Here is a 22,719-nt window from a genome sequence, read left to right as displayed (position 1 = left end):
ATTACCGATTATTGGTATAGTTATTTAATAATTATCGCACGACTCATCAGAGCATCTCGGAGATCACTGCCGTCTGTGAATACGACTTGGAGACGAATCCCCACCTCCAGCAGGCGCTCAGACGGGTGGTTGCCGAAGCCCACGAGGAGGCTGTGGAGTCGTTCGGCGAAGGGCTTGTCGACGCCGGATTAGACGAGCCCTTCGTCGCCGAAGCGAACATCGAGAAATTAACAGCCCTCGATGAGCTGTGGGATCGTTTAGTGGGCTGTACGACTGCCTTACCCATTCCCGGTTTTATGAGCTGTACCGTGGAGATGCAGCCGGCGCGGGCAGGCGAGTCGGAGGATCGATCCCCGAGCGCTCGAATTCGTCTCTCGGCCGTCGGTAGAGAAGACACGGACGGCCCAGCGGTTGTTGGTGCTACTCATCGAGCATGGGTGTGAGCAAGGACAGGACTTCGACCACCACGAAAACGAGGACCATGGCCATGCGCTCGTCGAACACGAGCAGATCAAGAATCACTGGAAAACGGTTGGCGCGTTCCTGACGCGCCATCTCGAACTCTAACACCAACATGCTCCGTTCCCTCGCCACTGAGGAGACCGGCACGAACGTCTCCCTTTCGTGTGCGATTCGCTCAGGCCCGCTGCCCTGCCGGCGTGGGTGTAAGAGCGCGCGAGCTCATGGTTCCGACGATTGTTCGGGATCTCTGTACGCCGTTGCTAGCGAGTCTCGTTACGGGCGATATCCACCCCGTCGTGGTGTGGAGTGATTCGGGCATACGTCCGCTGAGTCATTCCCACCGTTCTTCGGTATCGAAGCGGCCGAACCCGGCTTTACGTCGATGGGGCATCATGCGATGCTCGCGGCCGTGATCGGGACCGTCCTGTACAGACGCTTGATGATGGCGACGAGCCGTTCCTCCTCGTCGAACACGGTTACGGCGGCCACGTGAACTATCCGGGATTTCGTGACCTTCAACTCCCTGAACGTCCTCGTTGCTTCCAGAGTTGGTAGGCTGAGTCTCATGTCGTCCCTCGACCGGGAGGACATCGCGGCTAAACTGAAACCGCCTGAGTTCAGATAGAAAGTGGTGTTACACCGCTTGACCGTCCGTTACAGGGGCTATCCACCGGCACGATTCGCGGATGGTTCGTACGCAGCTGTCAATCTGTTCGTCCCCTGCTAGTTGATATGTCCGACGGACACCGCTGCATGTGTTCAGACAGTGTGGCTCCATACTTTCAGTAATCCCTAACCGGACCTCAACACCGCCGATGGACGGTAGGCAGCGGTCGAACGACACGTATGAAGGGAATTCGCGGAAATCGTTGAGACATGAAATACATTAGCCATCTTTTAGCCATGCCGTTACCATAAATTGACAGTATAGACGGAGCTGTTTCAATTCTGCATTGGGTTTCTAGGGTATTGCGGCCGCATCAGAAACCCACGACGGGATTGAAACTCGATGTCGACACGGACGAACTCAAGCGAGCATCGATACTCGCGCTCGGTGGAGGTCGTTCTAACTATGACGTGTTTGAGTTTCTTGAAGCCGTTCTCGATGCCCCACCGATGGCGATTCATCGAACTCCCACTCACCACACATCTGAGAGACCATCGTCCTCGTCCAGCACAAGGACATCGATCGAGATGAGCTGCTCATCGACACTCGAAACCTATCTCGCAACCCCCACCGAGGAGAACATCATTAGCTCGATGAGCACCGTCGCCTTATGAACCGATATGACCGATAATCCGTCGGTGCTGCAGCTGCACCACCCAGATGATAATCGATTCTCTCTCAGATTCATCAGCGACGACAAGCAGGATCGATCTAAGAAGGCGTCTCAACTATCAGAGGAGTCCGACGTAGAGATGGCGATCGCTGATGAATCACTCAGCGGAGGAATGGTTCACCTTCTGTACACTAGGCCGCTCTTCGAGACTGCGTACCCCGCGTTCGAGACGCAAGAGGACGTCATTGAGTGGTTTGATGCGGAGTTCTCTGGAGGAGATAAGCAGATTCTCTTCGCCATTATCGATATTTTCGATGGAATCCTTACAGAGAAAGAAAAACAGGGTGCAGAGTTTTCCATGTACAAGACGATGGACTTGGAGAAGATCCCTGGTATTCTGAATCGGGTTGAGTGGCGACAACTGGTTCCCGACGTGGGTACAGAGTTGCTCTCGTACTTCATTCTCGCCCATCCGATGCCAAACACGAACCACCGGACTGGAATCGGACTGCTTGACCGGTATCTCACCTCCTACGATGAGGGCTTCACGATGCCGGACACCGGTGAAGAAGGCCAGTGGTACCAGTGGGCGCGGGAGTTCATTTACGATTCAAAACGTATCCTCACACTTCGAAATCAGCTTCCATTGTTGATGTGGGCGCGGCAGACGGGTACGAATGCGCTGAGCGCAAAGAAGGAATCCAGATTACTCTCGCAGAGATCGACGTAGACCGAGATGATCACCGGAGCTACTACACGGATTGTCACCTCGATCGAACCCGTGAATTCGTTGAGACAGCTTTAGAAGAAGCTGACGCCACTCACTTGCTGGAAGAAACGGACGATGGAAAACGAGCGTTCGTTGATCGGTTACGAGGAAAAAGTAGCTAATCGGGGAGATGAGCGAGTTTGCGCCCGATTTCATGCGAGTCCTTGCTGAGTTGGGAGCGTTCTCCCATCTGCTCTTCAAGGATTTGCTTGAATTCGTCAAACTCCATTAGTACACATGGATAGACGCTGACGCCATATGAATGTGGTTATCGAATCAATTCACCAGAGGATGTGCTGAGGGAGGATTCATCTCGAAGAACACTATTGATTGGTAACACTACAGTCGTATCGCCTTGGTCAGGAAGGCGACATTCTGTGACGTGTGCGACTCGAATAGGTACCGAAAACACCCAAGTTGAGTTCTCAAAGCTAGTCGAAACCCAGCTCGATGTCGGAGATTACAGGGATATACGACATCAGAACGCCACGGTCGATAGAACACCACATCACTCACCGAGTAAAATCGCTGCGATCGAGGCGCTGCTCGACGCCACCCACCTGCCGAGCGACCTGTGGAGTTCGTCATCGGCAATGAGCGGGTGCTTGTGCTAATGTGCGGAATCCTTAGGACCGATGCTAGCCCATTGTAGTACACGAGGATGGGCGTTCCGGAGCGGTGCTTCGTGGACCTTTATAAGATTCGTGTACAGGGGGAGTCCACGAAGATGGCCCTAATGCTCACGGCTGGAGAAACGTTTATGGGGACTGTCGCCGGATCTCCACCCCCTGTCACAGTACCCTAGAAACCCAATGCGGGATTGAAACGGTGAGTGAAATCGTCTCGTTGCCGTTGTAGACGGTCACAGTACCCTAGAAACCCAATGCGGGATTGAAACTCTCGACACCGTCTCGGGTGTTCGGTTGAAAACGTGTCACAGTACCCTAGAAACCCAATGCGGGATTGAAACAGTGCATATATGAAAGACGAGCTCCAGATCGGTGAGTCACAGCATCCTAGAAACCCAATGCGGGATTGAAACATAGACGCCGAACATGGATCGACGGCTCGGCATAATACTTGGCTATCCACCTGATGCAGTGCAATTCTTCCTTGATCACGACGGGAATGGACCGAGTCACACGAACTCGTCGCCGAGGGCAAGCTTTCATCCCGACGAGAGGGCCGACGCTGGCTTCGTTGTGTATCGCCACCACGACTCGATCGAAGGCTACGAGAGGCCCATTCAAACGGAGCGACAGATCCGCTTTCGACTCGAAAACCTCACAGAGAAATGAGACCTTCGGATTTAACGCGTTTGTTGCTGGCCAGGGCCTCTCTACGAAACAAGGCACGTCCTGAAAAGGCGATGCAGTTGCGGAACTACTGCAGAAACATTCCCATATGTTATATTTCCTATTACCATTATATCCTGAATCGACCTCGTTTATTTTATTTCAATTGATACATTTTATCTATTTTTATAATAAGATACACATTTATTGCTAGTTGTTGGACGACAGTGAAAGGCTGCTATGCCAGGCAGCGTCAAAAATACCGATCGATAATTCGATCTGCGGTGTGGAGTGCGAGCGCTTGTCCCGTGTTCGTTGGATTCACGCCACCGAGACCGTTGGCCAGCGCACTGTGATCTGCGACGAACAGTCGGTCGACATCGTATGCCTCACAGGCAGTGTCAAGGACCTTTCCCATCGCCATCGTCGAATGGAGATGGATCCCCATCGGCGGCGCATCGGATCGGTGAATGTGGTCTGCGCCTGCTTCGCGTAGGATCCGTGCACCGATCTCTGCGAGCTTGTCTCGGCGTTTGATGGCCCCTTCGCTGGGGACGTAGTTAATCAGTGGAATCGGCCCGTGCTCGTCGGTAATACCAGGGGCAACTGTAACGCCGTTGCGCTGTTTCGGACGGTCATCAGTGAGGATGAACAACGAGAGCATACGGCGGTAGTTAGCGAGTAGTCGCTTGAGCCGTTTGCCAGCGATTCGACCCATCGTGTCCCACGGCGCGTCAGCGGAATCGTTCATGAACGCAAACCCCGACCGACTCGCCCCAAAGCCGATGAACGCCCCGAAGCCGGGCTGGGTCCCTGTCGGTTGGAGCATCCCGAGACCGGGGTAGTCGAATCGAGCTGCGCTGGTTTGTCCCGCATGCAGGTCCACTGTTGATGTCCCGATCTGATTTTGGAGACTCTCCTCGGTCCAAAGGCCGATGATGCCGTCAAGAAGGTGGTGTGTGAGCCCCCTACCAACCCATCCATTGTCCGGCAAACCCGTATTATGCCACAGCCGCGGCGTCTCAATGGCACCGGCTGCAAGCACCACCACCTCGCCACGCACACGCTGGATGTCGCCCGACCACGTGTCACGGAACTTCACCCCGGTCACAGTTGGCGTGTCTCCGAGGGTTGTCTCTGTCAGCACGTCAATGACGAAGGCGTTCGGGCGAATCGTGACGCCTCCCGAACGGAGTGCAGCTGGGACGAAAGCGACGTTGCTCGCGCGCTTTGCCTTCTCCTCGAACGGGGCATCGATAGGATGGGGGCTGCCCAGAATTTCCGCAAGTCCGAGAGTGTCACCGGTTACCTCCGGATAAGTGAATGGTCCCTCATACCCCTCGGAGACGTGGAGTTTTCTATCCGGCTGGCGGATGGCGTTTGGCTGTGGCCGATACCCTGAACTCGTGATGTTCTTTTCATCGAGGAGATCCCATCCGGCGGCTTCTGCACCCCGGAAGAACAGCTCCTCTGTGGCAGTAGTTGGTGCTGGGGCGACATCGGTCATCTCCTCGATCTGTTTGTAGTAGGGGATCAGGTCCGCGTAGCTGAACGCGTCGGGCCAGTGGACCTGTTCATCGATAGCGGCCGGATACGCCCGGGGATAGTTGCTTGCATACATCAACGATGTCCCACCGACGCCAGCGGCTTGAATGACGATCCCGTCGCCAGGATATTTCCGGAGCCAGCTCCCACGCTCGTGGTCAGCTGGTCCCCACAGTAGTTTCTCGAGCATTTCCACCTCACGCTTAGTGAACTGCTCGTCAAGCAGTTCTCCACTGAGATCATCGACTGACGAGGAACTATCACCTCCGGCATCCTGATGTGGATGTGGCCACTGCTCGTTGCCGTGGAATGGTCCGGCTTCAAGCAACAATACGTCAAGCCCCGCCTCGCCGAGCCGCCACGCCGCGACTGGACCATCCGCACCAGCACCGACGATTACGACGTCGTACGCCTGTTGAACCATCAGCCACTCACCTCCCCGGTGCCGGAGTCCTCCTTGCGGGTTTGTTCGGGATATATCTCCTCGTAGCCGTCAGTGTCGTAATCGTTCTCTCGGAAATTTCCCGGTTCGAACCTCAGTTCGACTGGACTGTCGACCTTATCGATGGTCTTCCAGAGCTGGCCGGTCCCAAGCGGACTTGTGGGCGTGCCCCAATAGCCACGGAGAACAGCGTAACCATCAGCGATCCCTGGAAAGTCGGTCTGTCGCCAGCTCTGGACGGCACTCGGATCGTTCCTAAAACCGCGCTCATCGGGCGGAGCGGTAAAGTCCGTATAGCCTTGCCACTCGCCATAGTAACCCACCTCCGTGAACCCGATCACGAACTGTCCAATGATCCCGGCGTCGCCTTCAACCAGCGGTTCCGGCAGCTCAGCGGTATCGAACTCGACAGTGTCCAGCACGTGGATCGCACGCAACCGATCCTGCCGTGAGAGCTTTGCGAACGGCCCTTCAGAAAGCTCTTCGATCGGATCGGACAACAGTCCCCCGAGATCGAGTAAGTCAAGGGCCCGTGACAGCTCTGGCGGCTTCTCGTTCTCACCCAGTGCGATGAGCGTCGTCGCTCCTAGATCGAGAACGACTGCAATGATCTCTGCGAGTCGGAGCGTACCGAGTTCCCCGAGCCGAGGCAACCCAAACGAGACAAAGCTGTTAAGAAATTTGATGAGATACTCATCGATGTTCGCTGTGAGTCCACCAGGGACGTGCTCCTCACCGAGCGATCGAAGTGCCGGCGTTCGTGGCACAACCATGTCAACGACCGCTCGAAACGTCACTCGGGTGTGTGGATCGGTGATTGACGGCGCACTTCTTATCTTTTGTGTTGAGGCTGGGGGGAAGCCGATCCCTCCAGCAACGGCCAACGTCTGTAACACCGACCGACGAGAGATGTGTTCCTGTACCATATTCTATGATATTCTTCATAAATAAAAATCTCTTTGAATAATGTTAATATATTAATCTCTATTAATATATTACATGTATCTATAAATAATATTGTATAATATTCTTTGAGTAGAAATTTCAATCAGTAGATCGAATGGGTAGTATATAGAGAGATTTATTCTACATGCATGGTGAAATCATCCTTCGCAGTCAGTCCCTACCCTGAACTGTCTCGTCAGAACGAGTGAAAGTAGTCTATTCTCATCGCAACAATCTAAGACCACTTTTCAATGTGGTTTCGAGTGGAATAGTTGAGTTGGTTTCGTATTTCTCTGGAGGTACGATCGAAACGAGGGATGTCCCAAACCTTAGTCAATAATCGGCCGTTCTTCCACTTCGTTTGTTGATTGAGACCACAGTACAACGTCCACTTCTCAAACGCTGACTTCACAGGTGAGATAGCCTGTGAAAACTGAAAACGGGCAACTTGTTCAGTAGTTCTCGTCGATGTGTCGTTAGGTTGAACAGGGATTGGATCGCGCTGTCTGTTTGTCGGTGATCTCCGGAGTAAGAGTGGATATCAGGGCCATCCTCGATTTGCGTCGTCAACCCTCAAGGAAACCAGTGTTGGGGTGCTGGAACATCCTGGTCCGGTTCCCCGATTCTAACCCACCGAGTACCGTGCCTCTACTTGCATCTATACACGCAATGTGTCTAATATCTTCTATTAGAAATATCTATTAGAGAGTTCTAGTAGCGATGACTAAGTAGTTTTAGATGGTAACATATATTGGAAATGGCTGTTAGCAATCAACCAATGACGCTTGCCTCACGGCAGTTGAACGGTCTCGATGCAGTACTGCTCGATTTGCTGTACGATGGCCGGGTAACGCCACTCTCGGCACAGACGCTGTTATCCGAGCGCTCGGTTGCGGAGGGTTCCCGGCAGTACACCAACCGACGACTTGGCCGACTAGCCGAACACGGGCATGCCCGGAACATTGAAGGAAGCGGCGTGTACGAACTCGTTGATGACCCACGGCCAGTGAGTGATGATCTCGCCATTGAGCAGTTCAAACGATTGAGTGAAGCACTTGACACGCCGATCACCGTCGGTGAGACCGTCTATGAGACCGGTGATCGTCACCCGGTCGCTGATGGGGTGGAGGATGACGATCCATAACGTCTCCGTCCGGCGGATTGCTGCGTGGTACCTTACGTCGGCAGCCGTCGCTGTGGATCACCTTCGTTTGGATATGGACACAACGTCCGGGAGGAGCGTTTGAATGATGAGCAGTCGCATTATGGTGTGCTGTGCTATCTGTGATATGTCCATCCGAACTGAGCGAGGGCAGTGACGGCATGCTGACCACCTTCCAGTCGAAGACGCTGATCGAATGCAGCTGTTGTTTACGTTTCAGGACTCGAGTGATGACCGTGGTGAGTGAGTAGGATGTACAAACGAGGACACTTCGGGATCGGGTTACTGGTCCTCGCCCCCATGTACTACGGGTTACTTCCCGATCGGCCGATTCTGGCGCTGTTGCTCTCGGGGATCTTGGTGATTCAGGGGCTCCCCGACAAAGACCAGGGAATCAGTTGGCTCAAGCACCGCGGGACGAGTCACTCGTTGGTCGCAGTGGTTCTCGTCGGCGCTGTGTGCGCGGGTATAGGGTGGGCTGCTGGTGAGTATATCCTCCCCCCGATTGCGACAGGGCTCTCGACTGCAGCGACATCAGCTGAGACGCCTGCCGCGTGGTGGGGGGATCGGCTGCTGATGTACGACGCTCCAACGATGGCTCTCATCGGGTTCGCTGTTGGGGCCGGTGGAATTGTGACCCATCTCCTCGGGGATATCATCACGCCAATGGGCTTGCAGCCGTTCCGTCCGTTTTCAGAGCGCCAGTACAACGTCGCGTATATACCAGCGGCAAATCCGTACGCGAATATTGGGTTTTTTGTGCTCGGTCTGCTGGCGATGCTAGTCATTCTCGCGTCAGTGTACGGTGTTCTTTGAAGTTTCTTACAGTACAACGAAGGATATAACGGCCAGTACAGCGAACAAGAGTCTGTCGCGGGCGATCTGGCCACGGCGATCTGTGTTGATTCTCTCAAATGGACAGCAGCTGTCGTCTCCAGCCGAGGAGATCACACCGCCGTCCTCAATCGAGCAGCGGCTTTTCAGCGTATAAAACGTGACTTCCTAGGATCATTCGTTGGCCGTCTCGAATAGTGGTCGTGATTCTGCTGGTTGATTCTCGTAGATGATGCAATGCAGGCTGTTCGTGCCGCCGATCATACCACTCTGTTATCTGAATCATTGATTCACAGATTCCACACTTCTTTGAATTATTGAAGGAAACAAGTATATTTGGTTCTTTAGGTCATTGAGGTATGGAATCGCTGAATCAATGAAGTAATGATTCAAAAATCTATTTGTTCAATAGTTCTTCGACTCTTTGATTCATGTATTCGAGGATTCTTTGAATCATTGTTGTGCGGGCTATCGGCGATGGTTCCTCGATTTCAAGACTCCTTTATTCATTTACTCTAAGAGTTTATGAATCAAAGAGTCATGGATTTACGTATTCGTACTGTAAAAGACCTCTACTAGCTGTTTCATTATTAATCCATCCGGAATAATCGTCTGACGTGTCTTTATGAATTATGGATTCAATGAATCATGCATGGGTTCAAAGCCACATGGTTGGGGGATTAATCCCTCAACGGGTATTCCAACGATCGCATTTGGCAATCAAAAAGGAGGGACTGGAAAGACTACTGGGACCATCAACAGTGCTGCTGCACTTGCGGTAAATGGGCATGATGTCCTCGCGATTGATATAGACCCACAAGGGGACATGACGAAGGGACTTGGTCTTGGTCCCGGTGATGGAGAGGACCCATCGAACCCGAAAAACGACCTTCCAAACCTGTTGGTCACGGATGAGGGGAATCTCTTAGATGTCCTCGTCGATAATCCTCGCACAGAGGACATCACCCTCGCGGATATTCTCATTTCAGATGATCAGTTCGATCATCTGAATTTCGATCTGGTTCCCAGTCACAAAGATATGGGACTAGCGCGGGATTGGATGGATGACGCCGATTCCCGCTTTGCGTTGCAGTATGCTCTTGAAGAGTTGACCGAGACGTACGACTACGATTTCATACTTATCGATTGTCCCCCTGACCTCTCGGTACTGACAGACGCGGCGTTCATCGCGGCACAGAACGTCTTCCTATCAGCCCAAACGCAAGCAACGTCACGCGATGCACTTGATGAGCTGTGGGATCAGCTCGAATCGATTGAGGACAGACAAAACACCGACATCGCCCTTGTTGGCCTTCTCGCCAACATGTTCCGTGATGACGGGCAATCTCGAAAATTCATTGATGTATTCGAAAAACAGTGGTCGTCAATGACCCCGATGTTCAAGCTCCCTGTTCGAGTGGCAATCCAGCGAGCGTGGGATAACGGTCAAGACATCTACGAGTGGGACGACGACAACGATCAAGCGGTTGAGCGGGACCGCTTCTTGGAGGTTGCAGAGACGATGGAACGAGCATTCGATAGAACTACGGTGGAGGCCTGACCATGCCGCGCGGGATGGATGAACGGTTTGAGGACCCGTCTGGACCGTCCGAGCAGAAGGATACCACTGAAATTACTTCCGGAAGTTCGATCTCACGCTCCGAAACCGAGCCTAGCCCGGGAGATGTCTCGTCGGTAGACAATGACTCGGACGAGTTGAATATCCGTGAAGACTGGGATCCTGCAACGATCTACGTTGAACCGGAGCTAAGTGAAGAGATGGAGATCGCATTTACTCGGCTTAAAAAACAGCTGAAGCGGGACGGACATACTGTCCGAAAGAACGAGCACTTCTACCAGGCAATTTTCGAAATCGCCTTTGAGGACCATCAAGAGCAAACAAAAGAGCGTGTTCGTGAACTAGCGAAGCAAGACTCAGGGGGTCAGTGAAGTAGTGAATCATTGATTCATTAACTCAGTTATTCATTGCCTCTTGTATCGCCGGACGAACTACCACTCGTTGGTCCGACGGGATCAGCACGAGATCGACGCTCGCACCAAGTGGGAAGCACAGTACGTTGACCAATCGATTCCTGTTTGGTACGGTCATCGACGAGACACAGCCGGATTAAGGGATGTCTGTTAGATTTGGCAGCGTGACAGATGCCATGATCACCTCCATTCACTGTCATCTTCTCTCATGGCTGGGTTCCCTGGATAGGATACAACAGAGGGATTCCATGAGCTACGATGCTAACTCAAGTGTTGGACGGAAATATTTACAGGGACATGCAAGGAGTGGGTATTGTGAACCCTCAATTACCACCATCTCCATCCGGGCACCCAGTTATCAAGCATGCTCTTCAGTTTGCCCGTGATCCGCTCGGTTTTTTGGAGACTGCCACGTCAGAGTGCGGAGACGTCTACCGAATAAAGCTCCCAGGGGTTGATGACGTGTTCGTGCTCGCCCATCCTGAATATCTCCACCAAGCTCTTGTAACCGACATCGACGCATTCGGGAAAACCGAAGATTTTCGGCGGGCCTTCGGTAGCGGCTTACTCTCAGCCGAAGACCAGCAATGGCGCCGCCAGCGTGAGACTCTACAACCACTATTTTTCTACGAACAGATCCAGGGCTACACAGACGAGATGGTAGCGTGCACAGAGCAACGGCTCGCTACCTGGGAGGAAGGCGAGACTCGTGACATTGAAGCGGAGATGCGAGATCTCACGCTCGAAGTTTTGTTTGCAACCCTCTTCGGCCGAGAGATGAAGCCGGGAGAGGACAAGGAACTCCGCGAGGCGGCTGATGGACTCAATGATTGGTTTGTTCCTACGTCATGGATACTCCCCCGCTGGCTACCGACGCCTGCACGCCGGAGTTTCAACCAGTCAGCCATGCGGCTCGGCCAAGAAGTCCGTTCACTTCTAGAAGAGGATGGTAAGCATGCACAGCGGCAGGCTACTGATACTGGGCTGCTGAACGACGTTCGAGAAGGAGGACAGCAATCGCAGCCATTATCGGCTAATTCAGGCACGCACGATCTCCTCACGCAGTTACAACAGGCTCGCGACACTGATGATAATGAGCAACTCAGTACCCAAGAGATCGAGGATCAACTAGTCACGATGGTATTTGCAGGCCACGAGACGACGGCAGCCGCGCTCGCGTTCACCTGGTACTTGCTGGCAACGCATTCGGATATTCGTGAGGCGTTTCACGAAGAACTAGATACGGTATTGGATGGAGCGTCCCCTTCCTACGAAGATCTATTAGATCTACCATTTACCGACCGTATTCTCACTGAGGCCCTCCGTCTGTATCCTCCCGTTCATACAATCCCCCGCCAGACAGAGGCCGATGTCGACGTGAATGGATTTCACATCCCTGAAAACCGCGAGGTCCACCTGTCAGTTATCCACGTTCACCGGGACGAACGATTCTACGATGACCCCCTCACGTTCTCGCCCGACCGATGGATGGATGGGTTTGAAGAGGAACTGCATGACTTCGCGTACGTTCCATTCGGTGGTGGGCGTCGGGCGTGTATCGGGAGAAAGTTCGCACTGCTCGAAGCGAAAATCGTTCTCGCAACAGTTGGACAGCGGTTCCAGTTCAGGTGGGAAGCGGGGAATGCTTTCAGTCTTGACCCACGAGTCACACTCCGAACGGAGGATGGCATTCCCCTACGGCTTGGGAGTCGGTAACAGTGGGGACCCTCACGGGTCCGATCTGTATGTAGTTGTTTCGAGCCTACAATGGGTGTGGTCCACTCAAACAACAGCTGAGACTGCTCTTTTTCTGCTTCCAGCAGCTGAGAATCCGCTGGCTTTTAGCTGGGGGAGATATCAAGCGTGTTCTATCGTCCAGTTCTGTCCTTCCGTCTTTTCGTATACGTTCTCGGCGCTCTCATGGTACGGCATCTTCCTCTCTAGTTGTTTTTCTCTGCAGGAACACCAATCAGTATGGGTGCTGCTGCGTATGAGACATCTGCTGTGCCCTACCAACCATCCTAGAGTCGTTCCGAGTACAGAGAAAGGAGATAGTGACGACCTATATTATTCTAGATAAGTTACAGAAAACGACGACATATTAGTACAGATATGGGAACGTTATGGATGAGCTGAATTGGTACCAGTAGAAGAGCCCTCGCTTTGAACCCGTAATAACGATCTTCCCCGATGAGATGCCCAGCGATTCGTCGACGAGGGGATACCTACTATGTAAAGAACGATGAATGGACGAGATAAAGCCATTTTCGAAATCGTTCGAAAGCACTATAGCAACCATTTGATTGTCCTGACTGGTACTACGAGAAAGTCAACGGGGTAATCCCATGGAATTATCCCAACTCAGTGTGCTTAAAGCGTCGGTATCCGATGAAGACAGGCACAGTCATCCATACAGATAACACGACAATCCCGAATACATTCGGAGCGTGAGGTCCTGCTACCGTCGTGCCGTGTAGGAGTCCCTCCAGTAGATCCGGAACGTAATGGCGTGCAGCGTTGAACGCATTGGACGGACTGAGACGGTTTACGTACAGATACCACGTGGGCTCTTTGAGCGATCGCAGATACGCTAACTGACTCGGTATCTGCCTGCTTCCAGTGAAGATAAATGAGCATAGGGGGAGGACGAAGGATGTCCAAAGTGGCTCGACCAGTGCATAAATGCCGATCAGGAGACCGATCGTCCGACTCTCACTGGTAACAGAACTCGATACGCCTACGGTCATCCCAATCCAGGCGAGCGCGTAAAGAAGGAGCGCAAGTGTTCCGCCCAGCACTTCGGTGTACGCTATCGTCCCAAAATCGGTGATCACGAGAACGGATAGTAGCAACAAGGGAATCAGAACGGAAGCGACAAGGATCAACGATCGGCCGGCATATGTACCGAATACGACATCACGACGGGTACATGGTTGACCTAAAAGCACACGAATACTTCCCGAGCTGCGTTCACCGACGATTGATTTGAACCCAACACCAATCGCAGCGAGTGGAAGCCACAAACTAAATTGAGCAATCGCGAGCGTGAACGGTCGATCAACCTGCTGGAGAACGCCTGAAGACATATTGGCCCACCATGTCGAGACAATTAGGAGTGTCATGAGTCCAGTAATCACCCACAGCGACCGGGTCCGCAAAGAATCCGTAAAATCCTTTCGTGCGATTGCTTGTAATGATCTCATTCAATTTTACCTCCGGTTGTGATTTTACTAAACAGTTCAGCGAGTGAGGTCTGCTCAATAGTAATATCAGTTACAGAAGCTCCAGTAGCTTCCACGCGAGCAATAACTGATGATTTTACCTCCGGATTCGTACAACTGACCTCGATAGTTTTATCAGTATATTTTATATTTTCGACACCTTCGAGATCAGATATTCCGTGGCTAGATGGCACAGAATCGACCGAGAGGATGAGCGTCGATCGGGTGTTGAAGGTGTTTCGCAGTCCCTCAACGGTATCAACAGCGATGAGTTCGCCGTCATCAATGATTCCTACCCGGTCACAGATAGCCTCGACTTGATCAAGGATATGGCTTGAAAAGAAGACTGTAGTTCCAGTATCAGCCTCTTCACGGATAATCGCCCTCATTTCCTCTACTCCGTTCGGATCGAGACCAGTCGACGGCTCGTCAAGAATCAGGACGCTCGGATCACCGATGAGGGCCATTCCGAAAGCGAGCCGCTGACGCATTCCTTTTGAATAGCTGCCAGTCGGCCGGTCACTGGCGGTAGTGAGTCCGATGCGAGCAAGTATCGCTTCCGGGTCCTCATCACTTTCGTTCATCGTAATAGCGAATTCGATATGTTCTCGCCCCGTGAGCTGGTCGTAGAGGCTATAGTCATCTGGGAGGATGCCAATGTGTTCCCGTACTGTACGTGGGTCGTGTTGTGGATTATGACCCGAGATTGTAGCAGTACCGTTTGTTGGACGAATAAAGTCAAGGAGCATATCGATTGTTGTTGACTTTCCAGCGCCGTTTTGGCCGAGAAAGCCGAACACCTCGCCTTTATTGACATCAAGGGTAAGATCATGCACAGCAGTCGTATTCCCAAACCGTTTGGTGAGACCACGTATTTCGAGTACTGCCATATTACTCACCTGAGGTCATGGTTCGACGGCTGGTCGGTGTCGGTCCGTTCATGCTTCATCGAACGATACTCCTGCAGTTAGGATAAAACGACAAGTACGGTTTCAGGCTCAGAAAGTCTCCCATCTGATTTTATAAGTAGCCGTCTTCATCTCCAAGAGACATGCTTTCACAACGAGAACTGCTCGCGGATAAATTGTCGAGAAAACGACAATTGGCTGATGACTTCGGACGGTGATCTGGATGAGATCACCGACCTGCTCGACGATCCATATGCACGCGATATCCTTGCGAAGGCGAGCAGTGAGCCGATGTCGGCAAAGATGTTGAGCGAGCGTTGTGACGCATCGCTTCCGACGATCTATCGCCGTATCGAGCGCTTACAAGAGCATGACCTCCTTACGGACCAGCAACGATTTGATCCCGACGGCCATCACTATAAGACGTACGAAGCTCGTCTCGAACAGGTGACCATCAACCTTGAGGATGGAACGTATAGCGTCGAAATAACCCGGACAGAACGGGAAGCGGCTGACCGCTTTTCCGACCTCGTCGAGGATCTCAAGTGACCGAGTCATGATGGTACTACCTCTCCAAACGGCGACAGGCAACGCGATGGTCGTGGTAGTGTTTTTTATCAGTCTTCTCGTGTCGATCGTTCTCTCGTTCGTCATCGGACTCAAGGGAGTTCGGAGCTATCGGGAGTCTCACGACCGCGGAATCGTTTTACTCACAGTGGGAATCTTGCTCCTGAGCGGGGTTCCCGCTGGTATCAACGTCGCTCTCACGACGCTTACAGCTGTGCCCGGATGGACTGTCGAGACGACGGTCAATCTCATCCGGCTTTTCGGCCTCGTGATCATCCTCGTGACCATCTATGACCAGTAATACAACGCCCAACCCCTGGACCGAACAGAGTTACCGGAGATGCACCAGTGTTGAGAAACTGACCGAGGTGGTCTGCAATGAATGAATTCATAGCAGGTTTCGATTCGGCTCTTCTCGATAGCTACGCGACGACAGTGCCCGTCATCATCGCCGGATTCCTTGCAGTTGTTGGTCTTTTCGTCGCGTATCAGGGCTACCGTGGATACATGCGGAACAGAAATCGGACGCTGCTGTTTCTTACCGTTGGCATCCTGTTTTTGACGGCCATCCCGTTCGTGATAAAGAGTTGGATCCGAGTGACAGATGCACTCACACTGTTACAGGGGACTCTCGTCTCCCAACTACTCACCATCATCGGGCTTATCATCATTCTTTATGCGTTTACTAGCACATAAGAATCCAATATGAACTGGAATATTACCAATCAATTCGGAAACATAGAAGATACAAATAATGCGTAGTCCGACCAACAAGCGTTCGAAAACTAACGAAAGCGGTAGGATCAAATCATTCCTTGCCAGCAAGCGAGCTATCCTTCTCGGACATACTCCCAGGGTATCAGCATGGATTTACTCCGTCGCGCTGGTAAGCACTGTTGCCGTTGCCGCGATTGTGGCGGTTGCGACGGTTCGATACACCCCGACTGGACCGACTGTTGATGGAAGTATCGTACTCCAGTCTCCCTCGTATATACAACTATGGGATAGGTTTACCGCTACGTTCAGCGGCAACCGTATCTATCAGATTTTCGTTATTGGAGCAGTTGTGCTCCTGCTCGGAGCAATTGTGAGTACCTATCTGAACAGTGGTCTGTTGCCAACGGCTGCACTCGTGATGGGGCCTATTTTCGGTCTCTTTGTCAACAGAATCGGTACCCCAGTACCGGTAATAGATCCTCACGAGCCTGGACTGAGCTATGCGCCAATGACACTTCCCGATGCTATCGCTTGGGGGCTAGAGAGTGCGCTCTTCTTAGGTATCCCAATCACGATCCTCGGATTTACTACTGGCACCATATTCCGACGGTTGATTCCTCCAAGATGGATTGTGAATCGACTTGAGAGTGTATGAAGTCGGACGGATATAATTCGCCCTATTCACCTACGGCTTCTGAAGTTGGGAATGTGGCTCTGTAATGCATAATCTAGGATTTTCCCACCTATTAATCAACGATGATAATTGACGCCAGCCTGAATTAGTCTACCATTTTGTATTTTCTGATATAGGGTGAAACAAAGTAGCCAACCACAGCGCCGCCGCTCACGATGTGGACGGACACGAAGGATTCTGGCGTCAGTCGGGCGGACCGAGGCTGTAGGATTGCTTGGTGACGGTAGCGATGGATCATGTGGATGAACGCCTTCGCGTCCATCCGTTCGTCATCGGTTTGAGCGGTCACGTACGGATGGTTCATCTCGAGGACGACCGTTTCAGCGGTGTCTACGCCTTTATTCTGCGCGTTCTGCTTTCATTCTCCGATTGCGCGATGGTAGTGACAGCCGCGACCAATTCACCGAGATCGTTGTCTGTCCCTTCAGCGTGCGACCGATGGTGATTCATCGAAAGACAGTCTGCCGGATCTCACGAACCGTAGTCACTACGAGATGTCGACCACGACACGCTCAAGAATCCGTCTGACTGGTCTGTACAGTTGAAATACTGTCCACAAGCTGTCTGAGACGCCATCTCACACATGCGCAACTCATTTGGTAGAGGACTAACACCCTGTGAGTATGAATGGTGTTGGAACTGTCGAACACATCTTCACTGCTCCTGAGCCTGAAGTCGAAATGACCGAACGCAGTGACGTTGAGGCCGTCGCTAGAAGTGGCCTTCGGGGTGACAGATATTTCCGTGAAGTCGAAACCGGGACCTTCGTCAAGTGGGAGTCGGACGAGGAACGCCACGATGGATACGATCTCACGTTGATCGAGCAGGAGGCTGTTACAGCAATCGAACGTGAAGCGGGAATCGAACTCGCACCGGGAGAACACCGACGGAACATCGAAACTCGCGATGTCGCACTCAATCATCTCGTTGGACAACGATTTCGCGTTGGTGACGCCATCTGTCGAGGGGATCGGCTGTGTGAACCGTGTAATCATCTTCAGCGCATCACTCAAGATGGCGTATTGCAGGCACTCACTCACCGAGGAGGGCTCCGAGCAGACATTCTTGAAGATGGGATGATTCGCCCCGGAGATGTCATCGAACCGCTCGAATAATTCGTACTCTTTTGGGTAGAAACGGTTCGTATTCCGCTTGCGGCTGCCACGACCGGTGGACAGTCGACCTGCTTGCCAATCTCGGGCCGGTCGGGAGGAAAGAGGAACGTGCGCCTACGGCAGCGCCGTCCGAAGGTCCTCGCAAAGGTCGTCGACATCTTCGATGCCGACCGATATTCGGACCAGGGTCTCGGGAATCTCCGCGGTGACCGACCCGCGATTGACCTCGTTGGGGATCATCAGCGATGGTACCTCGATGAGGCTTTCGACGCCACCGAGGCTGGCCCCTGGAGTGAACATCTCAAGACCTTCGATGAACTCTTCTAGTTCATCGAGCGTACCGTCGAACTCGAAGGAAAGCATCCCGCTGTATCCCGACATCTGTTCAGCCGCAAGATCGTGTTGTGGGTGACTCTCAAGACCCGGATAGTAGATGCGAGCGACCCGGTCGTGGGCCTCAAGGAGGCGAGCGACTGCCATCGCGTTCTCCTCGTGGTGTTCCATCCGTGCCGGCAGTGTCTTGATGCCTCGCCCAACGAGGTAACAGTCGAACGGCGAGAGCATGTTCCCGAGCCCGATCCGCTGACAAAACGCCAGCTCCTCGTAGATCTCGTCGTCATCAGTGACGACGGCACCCCCGATCGAGTCGGAATGTCCGTTGATGTACTTGGTCGTGCTGTGGACGGCAATATCGGCCCCCTGTTCGAGCGGAGCTTGGAAGTATGGACTCGCGAAGGTGCTGTCGACCCCGAACGGCACACTGTAGTCGTGGGCGATGGTGGCAACCGAGCTGATATCGCACAGACGCATCAGCGGGTTCGTCGGTGTCTCTGCCCAGATCAAGTCAGTGTCCGAATCGACTGCCGCAGCGACGTTTTCCGGTTCACGAGCATCGACGAACTCGACATCAACGCCGAGATGCCTGGCAACGAACTCCGTGAGCAGCTTTTCGGTCCCGCTATAGAGGGAGTCCGACGAGACGAGGTGGCCCCCTGGCGGGACCAGCGACAGCATCGTCGTCGAGATGGCGGCCATTCCCGAAGCGAACGCCAACCCGTACTCACCGCCTTCAAGACGGGCTAACTGCTCTTCAAGGGCCACCCGCGTCGGGTTGCTCTCGCGAGAGTACTCGTGTTCGTTGGCATCGTCTCCGCTGCCCCACTCGAAGGTGCTTGAAAAATGCACTGGCGGAATGACATCGCTCGTTCCGCTCTCGTCGGGCGTCGCGTTCTCAACTGCCCCGACGGCGATCGTCTCGAATCGGTGTTCATGGAAACGGTCATCGTGTCGTGTCATAGGCAAATCACCGTGGACCCGTTCGTGTGATGTCACACGCTTTCGGTACGGTCGGTTTGTCCATAACGAGATTTCTCTGTAGCGATACTTAGATTTGTAGGTCTGGATGAGACTGTCCAGAAGCAAAAACGCGAGATGTAATCTGGCTCTGGTAGCACCTCATAAAACTGAACTCGTCTAGAATGACCGCGTCTCCTTGGTTAGCGTTGTCAGACGTGGAGCGACCACCACGCCATGCTGGCGAGGGACGATTGCCGACAGCGTCTAGCATGAGCTAGAAGGCGGGTAGAGTCCAGCGTGGGAGGAGAGATGTCGGGCGTCACCAAAAGCAGAATCTCCGTAGTGAGCTCATTATCATTGGTTGACCTATTGATCAACAAATTCATGCCTTCGCCAAGATAATAGTGGTTATCTAACCAGTGATGATTAGTAGATCAATCGAAACAGAGAACAATCGTGATTCTCTAAGTGATGACACCGGTGAGTCGGTGTCCAGTTCTCCAATGATCGAACGAGACGAGGCGGCCATCTACGTTGATGGTCTCACAAAAACTTTTGGGAGCGGTAAAAACGCTGTGACTGCTGTTGAGGATGTCTCTTTCGCTGTTGCTCCCGGAGAAGTTATCGGTCTCCTCGGTCCCAACGGCGCTGGGAAGACGACTCTACTCAAGTCAATCCTCGGACTAGTACTTCCCGATGAGGGTGAGGTACGAATCCAAGGCAGTGACGTATACGACCGTCCTCAGCAGGCCTACGAGCACGTCGACGCGATGCTGGAGGGGGCCCGCAACGACTACTGGCGGTTGACCGTCCAAGAGAATCTACGATACTTTGCCGCGATCCATGGTCAGAACCCTGCCGTTGTCGCCGACCGACATAAGTCGCTTTTGGAGCGTCTAGACCTCGATAAGAAGGCTGACACCGCTGTGCGTGATCTCTCACGGGGGATGAAACAAAAAGTGTCCCTAGCAAGCGTCTTGGCTGGGGACGTTTCCGTTGTGTTTCTTGATGAGCCGACACTCGGGCTGGACGTCGAGAGTTCACTAAAACTCCAGCAGGAGCTCGTTCGCCTTACTGAGGAACGTGGTTTGACCCTTGTCCTTTCGAGTCACAACATGGATGTTATTGAGGAAATCTGTGACCGTGTAGTGATCATGAGTGGAGGACATATTGTTGCCAACGATACGGTCGAGGCCCTCATTGCAGACTTCGAGAGACAAGGCTACCGGATCACTGTTCGGGACATTGATGACGTGGTCCTTGCCGATCTCCGCGAACGATTTAGAATGACAAGCATTGAACAAACGAATAGGAAGACACGTTTTGAAATCGCTGCCGACTCAGCAACGTTCTACCGGCTGACTGATGTCATGGAGCATCATGAAATTGATATTGACTCCATTGAGACTGTCCAGCCGGACTTAGCAGAGGCGTTCGTCGAACTGACCAAGAGCAGCGAGTCATCGATGAAGCCAAACACGATCGAGAAGGGTGATGGTGACTAATGACAAATATCGCTTGGGTGAGGGATCCGGATGAATACTACTACCTGTTGAAAGCTGTAGTTTATCGTGATCTGCTAATCTGGCTACGATATCCCGTTGACGCTGCACTTGGGCTATTCATGAACGTCTTTTTCTTTGGGTTGATGTTCTACGGAGGATCCTTAATCGCAGGTCAGGCAATCAATGACTCTATTGAGGGTCTTATCGTTGGGTACTTTTTATGGACGCTATCAGTTGGTGCCTATGCGGGAATTGCCAAAGACATTCAGTCTGAGGCCAATTGGGGAACACTCGAACGACACTATATCACTCCGTTCGGTTTTGGACCGGTGATCTTCGCCAAGGCAGTAGCCATCCTTTTCAGGACGTTTCTTACGTCCTTTCTCGTCCTCATAGCGATGCTACTGTTGACTGGAACCAATCTCAATTTGCATCTCTTAACCATCATTACGGTAGCGATACTAACAATTGCTTCTGCGCTGGGTTTTGGTTTTGCCATGGGGGGTCTTAGCGTGTTATATAAACGGATCAGTAACATTACCAATATCCTGCAGTTCGCATTCATCGGATTGATATCAGCACCGGTTTTCGATTTATGGTGGACGAAGTTCCTTCCACTCGCTCAAGGAAGTTCTCTCCTTCAACGAGCGATGAAAAATGGCGTCCGTGTTTGGGAATTTCCCCCCTTGGAATTAGCTATCCTCCTCGGATCAGCAGTGTTCTACCTGGGAATCGGCTACGTAGTGTTGATCTTCGCAACGAGGCGCTCTCGACACCTAGGCGTTCTGGGCGACTACTAATATCTCGGTCGCGTCGCAAACCGGTCTGAAGTTTGCTCCTAGTAGTCTCTATCAGAAGATTACAGTTCATATCTTTTTCTGAGTTCTAAATTATATCGATAAAAACGCTTGATGATTTTCTTGGTTGGTAAAGTTGACGAGCCATAACTGATGCAATGCTTCTTCCGATCTCGACTGCGCGCTACTCGCAGATCGCCGCCTACTTACTTTTGGATGATGCCTCAAGACGGAGGCTCGTAGATGAAACGGCTGTCACCCTATTTGATCTCTTTGTGTCCTAAGAAGAATATCAAATTGGTGCTCCTAGGTGTCCGGTGAACACCTAAACGAGGACTCTTCACCGAGCATTGCCTGGATGAGTGATCTAAGCGTTCGTCATCCTCGGACTGTAACATTTCGTGCTATCAGGAAAGACTGTATCAACGTCGGCTCTAATAACACAGTTTGGAAGGAACGCCTTGACTTACTGCCGGAGCTTTGACGCGGGATTGTGGTGGTCTGTAACGGTACCTGTTGACTGCCAGTTCACAACCGATATGCTCGAGTCAAACTCTATTGTTCTCACCCTGCTGTCGAAGAAATCAAAAAAATTGGCTAACAATTGAGGCAGTATTTATGGACAACCTGGAGTGTACGTGCAGAAATCTGTGGCGCACAAAAATGCAGTGGCTGCACGCTGACTGTCGAGATCATCATCTGTTTCGAACTCGCTATCAAACTCACTCTTAAGGTCGGTATTCATCAATTTGTACGACATGCCAGACGATTGGGTTGCTGACATCAATCAGTAAGATACACTACTAGGTATTAAATCTTCTTTTTCACTTACTTCTGTTTCTTTATTATTATCTCTTTTGATAGTGCTACAGAACTAGCTCGAACTGTTAGAATAGGCGCTTGTCTGTCTCATCTATTCAGCTCTTAAACCGGAACGTAATGCAGAGTGTGGATTGCCAACACGCTATTCCGCTGATCTACAGAAGAGCGTGCTGTGGAGAGTTAGTACGGTCTCTGGATTGCGACATAATATACATTCGAACCGTTCGGCGACAAAGTCTCTGACAGCTACAGCGTCAAGATTGTCGATCCGATCGTCTCGATCAACCACCACTCACTGCTGTTTGATATCAGCACTGCCGAGAAACTTAAAACTGAGCTCACCGATTCATG

Annotated in this window: 21 protein-coding genes and 1 pseudogene; 15 read left to right on the top strand and 7 right to left on the bottom strand. The window is 52.2% G+C overall.

Annotated features, from left to right (window positions below):
* Positions 1-86 precede the first annotated feature (86 nt).
* The gene (locus tag MW046_RS17120) at positions 87-443 is read left to right on the top strand and encodes a hypothetical protein (protein ID WP_247995404.1); all 357 of its coding nucleotides are present in this window, start codon (positions 87-89) and stop codon (positions 441-443) included.
* Here the strand turns inward: MW046_RS17120 and MW046_RS17115 are convergent.
* Positions 421-576 carry a hypothetical protein gene (locus tag MW046_RS17115; protein WP_247995403.1) on the bottom strand — a complete coding sequence of 52 codons (156 nt, stop codon included), beginning with the start codon at positions 574-576 and terminating at the stop codon, positions 421-423. The genes MW046_RS17120 and MW046_RS17115 overlap by 23 nt on opposite strands.
* A 276-nt stretch (positions 577-852) precedes the next feature.
* Entirely contained in the window at positions 853-1,029 is a 177-nt protein-coding gene (locus MW046_RS17110) for a hypothetical protein (protein WP_247995402.1), read from the bottom strand.
* A 402-nt stretch (positions 1,030-1,431) separates the two neighbouring features.
* On the opposite strand from MW046_RS17110, the gene MW046_RS17105 reads away from it, so the two are divergent.
* Both MW046_RS17105 and MW046_RS17100 read left to right on the top strand, forming a co-directional pair.
* Entirely contained in the window at positions 1,432-1,743 is a 312-nt protein-coding gene (locus MW046_RS17105) for a hypothetical protein (protein ID WP_247995401.1), read from the top strand.
* Positions 1,744-1,749: 6 nt separating this feature from the next.
* Positions 1,750-2,633 (top strand): annotated as a pseudogene (locus MW046_RS17100) (DUF8172 family protein).
* A gap of 1,426 nt (positions 2,634-4,059) precedes the next feature.
* On the opposite strand, the gene MW046_RS17095 reads toward MW046_RS17100, so the two are convergent.
* Both MW046_RS17095 and MW046_RS17090 read right to left on the bottom strand, forming a co-directional pair.
* Positions 4,060-5,775 carry a GMC family oxidoreductase N-terminal domain-containing protein gene (locus tag MW046_RS17095; RefSeq protein WP_247995399.1) on the bottom strand — a complete coding sequence of 572 codons (1,716 nt, stop codon included), beginning with the start codon at positions 5,773-5,775 and terminating at the stop codon, positions 4,060-4,062.
* On the bottom strand, positions 5,775-6,719 hold the full coding sequence (locus MW046_RS17090; RefSeq protein WP_247995398.1) for a hypothetical protein: 945 nt from the start codon (positions 6,717-6,719) through the stop codon (positions 5,775-5,777). Before MW046_RS17090 ends, MW046_RS17095 begins: the two co-directional genes overlap by 1 nt.
* Positions 6,720-7,516: 797 nt before the next feature.
* Between MW046_RS17090 and MW046_RS17085 the strand changes: the two genes are divergently transcribed.
* From MW046_RS17085 to MW046_RS17065, 5 genes are all read left to right on the top strand, one after another.
* Positions 7,517-7,882 (top strand): hypothetical protein, encoded by a 366-nt coding sequence (locus MW046_RS17085; protein ID WP_247995397.1) that lies wholly within the window; start codon positions 7,517-7,519, stop codon positions 7,880-7,882.
* A 270-nt stretch (positions 7,883-8,152) separates the two neighbouring features.
* Positions 8,153-8,716: a metal-dependent hydrolase gene (locus MW046_RS17080; RefSeq protein ID WP_247995396.1), complete on the top strand. Its 564-nt coding sequence runs from the start codon at positions 8,153-8,155 to the stop codon at positions 8,714-8,716.
* Positions 8,717-9,386: 670 nt separating this feature from the next.
* Complete coding sequence (locus tag MW046_RS17075) at positions 9,387-10,295, top strand: ParA family protein (protein ID WP_247995395.1); 909 nt, start codon at positions 9,387-9,389, stop codon at positions 10,293-10,295.
* Positions 10,296-10,297: 2 nt separating this feature from the next.
* A complete protein-coding gene (locus MW046_RS17070; RefSeq protein WP_247995394.1) occupies positions 10,298-10,684 on the top strand; it encodes a DUF8160 family protein in 387 nt (128 codons plus the stop codon).
* A 300-nt stretch (positions 10,685-10,984) separates the two neighbouring features.
* The gene (locus MW046_RS17065) at positions 10,985-12,442 is read left to right on the top strand and encodes a cytochrome P450 (protein WP_368411437.1); all 1,458 of its coding nucleotides are present in this window, start codon (positions 10,985-10,987) and stop codon (positions 12,440-12,442) included.
* Positions 12,443-13,077: 635 nt separating this feature from the next.
* On the opposite strand, the gene MW046_RS19655 is transcribed toward MW046_RS17065, so the two are convergent.
* Positions 13,078-13,929: an ABC transporter permease gene (locus MW046_RS19655; RefSeq protein ID WP_247995392.1), complete on the bottom strand. Its 852-nt coding sequence runs from the start codon at positions 13,927-13,929 to the stop codon at positions 13,078-13,080.
* Positions 13,926-14,837 carry an ABC transporter ATP-binding protein gene (locus MW046_RS17055; protein WP_247995391.1) on the bottom strand — a complete coding sequence of 304 codons (912 nt, stop codon included), beginning with the start codon at positions 14,835-14,837 and terminating at the stop codon, positions 13,926-13,928. The genes MW046_RS19655 and MW046_RS17055 overlap by 4 nt, the downstream gene beginning before the upstream one ends.
* A gap of 219 nt (positions 14,838-15,056) precedes the next feature.
* Here MW046_RS17055 and MW046_RS17050 point away from each other — a divergent pair, with 219 nt between their 5' ends.
* The 5 genes from MW046_RS17050 (at position 15,057) to MW046_RS17035 (ending at position 17,948) form a co-directional block, all read left to right on the top strand.
* Positions 15,057-15,404 (top strand): winged helix-turn-helix domain-containing protein, encoded by a 348-nt coding sequence (locus MW046_RS17050; protein WP_247995390.1) that lies wholly within the window; start codon positions 15,057-15,059, stop codon positions 15,402-15,404.
* Between the two features lie 7 nt (positions 15,405-15,411).
* On the top strand, positions 15,412-15,723 hold the full coding sequence (locus MW046_RS17045; RefSeq protein WP_247995389.1) for a hypothetical protein: 312 nt from the start codon (positions 15,412-15,414) through the stop codon (positions 15,721-15,723).
* 77 nt (positions 15,724-15,800) lie between these two features.
* Positions 15,801-16,118 (top strand): DUF7521 family protein, encoded by a 318-nt coding sequence (locus MW046_RS17040; protein WP_247995388.1) that lies wholly within the window; start codon positions 15,801-15,803, stop codon positions 16,116-16,118.
* Positions 16,119-16,176: 58 nt separating this feature from the next.
* Entirely contained in the window at positions 16,177-16,794 is a 618-nt protein-coding gene (locus MW046_RS19870; RefSeq protein ID WP_497007308.1) for a DUF8071 domain-containing protein, read from the top strand.
* 662 nt (positions 16,795-17,456) lie between these two features.
* Positions 17,457-17,948 (top strand): MOSC domain-containing protein, encoded by a 492-nt coding sequence (locus tag MW046_RS17035; protein ID WP_247995387.1) that lies wholly within the window; start codon positions 17,457-17,459, stop codon positions 17,946-17,948.
* 114 nt (positions 17,949-18,062) lie between these two features.
* On the opposite strand, the gene MW046_RS17030 is transcribed toward MW046_RS17035, so the two are convergent.
* Positions 18,063-19,244: a trans-sulfuration enzyme family protein gene (locus MW046_RS17030; RefSeq protein WP_247995386.1), complete on the bottom strand. Its 1,182-nt coding sequence runs from the start codon at positions 19,242-19,244 to the stop codon at positions 18,063-18,065.
* Between the two features lie 503 nt (positions 19,245-19,747).
* Here MW046_RS17030 and MW046_RS17025 point away from each other — a divergent pair.
* Both MW046_RS17025 and MW046_RS17020 read left to right on the top strand, forming a co-directional pair.
* The gene (locus tag MW046_RS17025; protein ID WP_247995385.1) at positions 19,748-20,749 is read left to right on the top strand and encodes an ABC transporter ATP-binding protein; all 1,002 of its coding nucleotides are present in this window, start codon (positions 19,748-19,750) and stop codon (positions 20,747-20,749) included.
* Complete coding sequence (locus tag MW046_RS17020) at positions 20,749-21,549, top strand: ABC transporter permease (RefSeq protein ID WP_247995384.1); 801 nt, start codon at positions 20,749-20,751, stop codon at positions 21,547-21,549. Before MW046_RS17025 ends, MW046_RS17020 begins: the two co-directional genes overlap by 1 nt.
* Positions 21,550-22,719 lie beyond the last annotated feature (1,170 nt).

It is taken from the genome of Halocatena salina (genome assembly GCF_023115355.1).
Classification (GTDB): Archaea; Halobacteriota; Halobacteria; order Halobacteriales; family Haloarculaceae; genus Halocatena; species Halocatena salina.
Note: the sequence above shows the minus strand (reverse complement) of the source record. Positions and strands in the feature narration are given on the sequence as shown.

Excerpts from the sequence above, each read along its gene's own strand:
- MW046_RS17075 (WP_247995395.1), top strand. The coding sequence starts at position 9,387 with ATGGGTTCAAAGCCACATGGTTGGGGGATTAATCCCTCAACGGGTATT.
- MW046_RS17020 (WP_247995384.1), top strand. The coding sequence starts at position 20,749 with ATGACAAATATCGCTTGGGTGAGGGATCCGGATGAATACTACTACCTG.
- MW046_RS17070 (WP_247995394.1), top strand. The coding sequence starts at position 10,298 with ATGCCGCGCGGGATGGATGAACGGTTTGAGGACCCGTCTGGACCGTCC.
- MW046_RS17090 (WP_247995398.1), bottom strand. The coding sequence starts at position 6,719 with ATGGTACAGGAACACATCTCTCGTCGGTCGGTGTTACAGACGTTGGCC.
- MW046_RS17095 (WP_247995399.1), bottom strand. The coding sequence starts at position 5,775 with ATGGTTCAACAGGCGTACGACGTCGTAATCGTCGGTGCTGGTGCGGAT.
- MW046_RS17040 (WP_247995388.1), top strand. The coding sequence starts at position 15,801 with ATGAATGAATTCATAGCAGGTTTCGATTCGGCTCTTCTCGATAGCTAC.
- MW046_RS17050 (WP_247995390.1), top strand. The coding sequence starts at position 15,057 with ATGACTTCGGACGGTGATCTGGATGAGATCACCGACCTGCTCGACGAT.
- MW046_RS17035 (WP_247995387.1), top strand. The coding sequence starts at position 17,457 with ATGAATGGTGTTGGAACTGTCGAACACATCTTCACTGCTCCTGAGCCT.
- MW046_RS19870 (WP_497007308.1), top strand. The coding sequence starts at position 16,177 with ATGCGTAGTCCGACCAACAAGCGTTCGAAAACTAACGAAAGCGGTAGG.
- MW046_RS17110 (WP_247995402.1), bottom strand. The coding sequence starts at position 1,029 with ATGAGACTCAGCCTACCAACTCTGGAAGCAACGAGGACGTTCAGGGAG.
- MW046_RS19655 (WP_247995392.1), bottom strand. The coding sequence starts at position 13,929 with ATGAGATCATTACAAGCAATCGCACGAAAGGATTTTACGGATTCTTTG.
- MW046_RS17030 (WP_247995386.1), bottom strand. The coding sequence starts at position 19,244 with ATGACACGACACGATGACCGTTTCCATGAACACCGATTCGAGACGATC.
- MW046_RS17045 (WP_247995389.1), top strand. The coding sequence starts at position 15,412 with ATGATGGTACTACCTCTCCAAACGGCGACAGGCAACGCGATGGTCGTG.
- MW046_RS17085 (WP_247995397.1), top strand. The coding sequence starts at position 7,517 with ATGACGCTTGCCTCACGGCAGTTGAACGGTCTCGATGCAGTACTGCTC.
- MW046_RS17055 (WP_247995391.1), bottom strand. The coding sequence starts at position 14,837 with ATGGCAGTACTCGAAATACGTGGTCTCACCAAACGGTTTGGGAATACG.
- MW046_RS17025 (WP_247995385.1), top strand. The coding sequence starts at position 19,748 with ATGATCGAACGAGACGAGGCGGCCATCTACGTTGATGGTCTCACAAAA.
- MW046_RS17080 (WP_247995396.1), top strand. The coding sequence starts at position 8,153 with ATGTACAAACGAGGACACTTCGGGATCGGGTTACTGGTCCTCGCCCCC.
- MW046_RS17115 (WP_247995403.1), bottom strand. The coding sequence starts at position 576 with ATGTTGGTGTTAGAGTTCGAGATGGCGCGTCAGGAACGCGCCAACCGT.
- MW046_RS17065 (WP_368411437.1), top strand. The coding sequence starts at position 10,985 with ATGCTAACTCAAGTGTTGGACGGAAATATTTACAGGGACATGCAAGGA.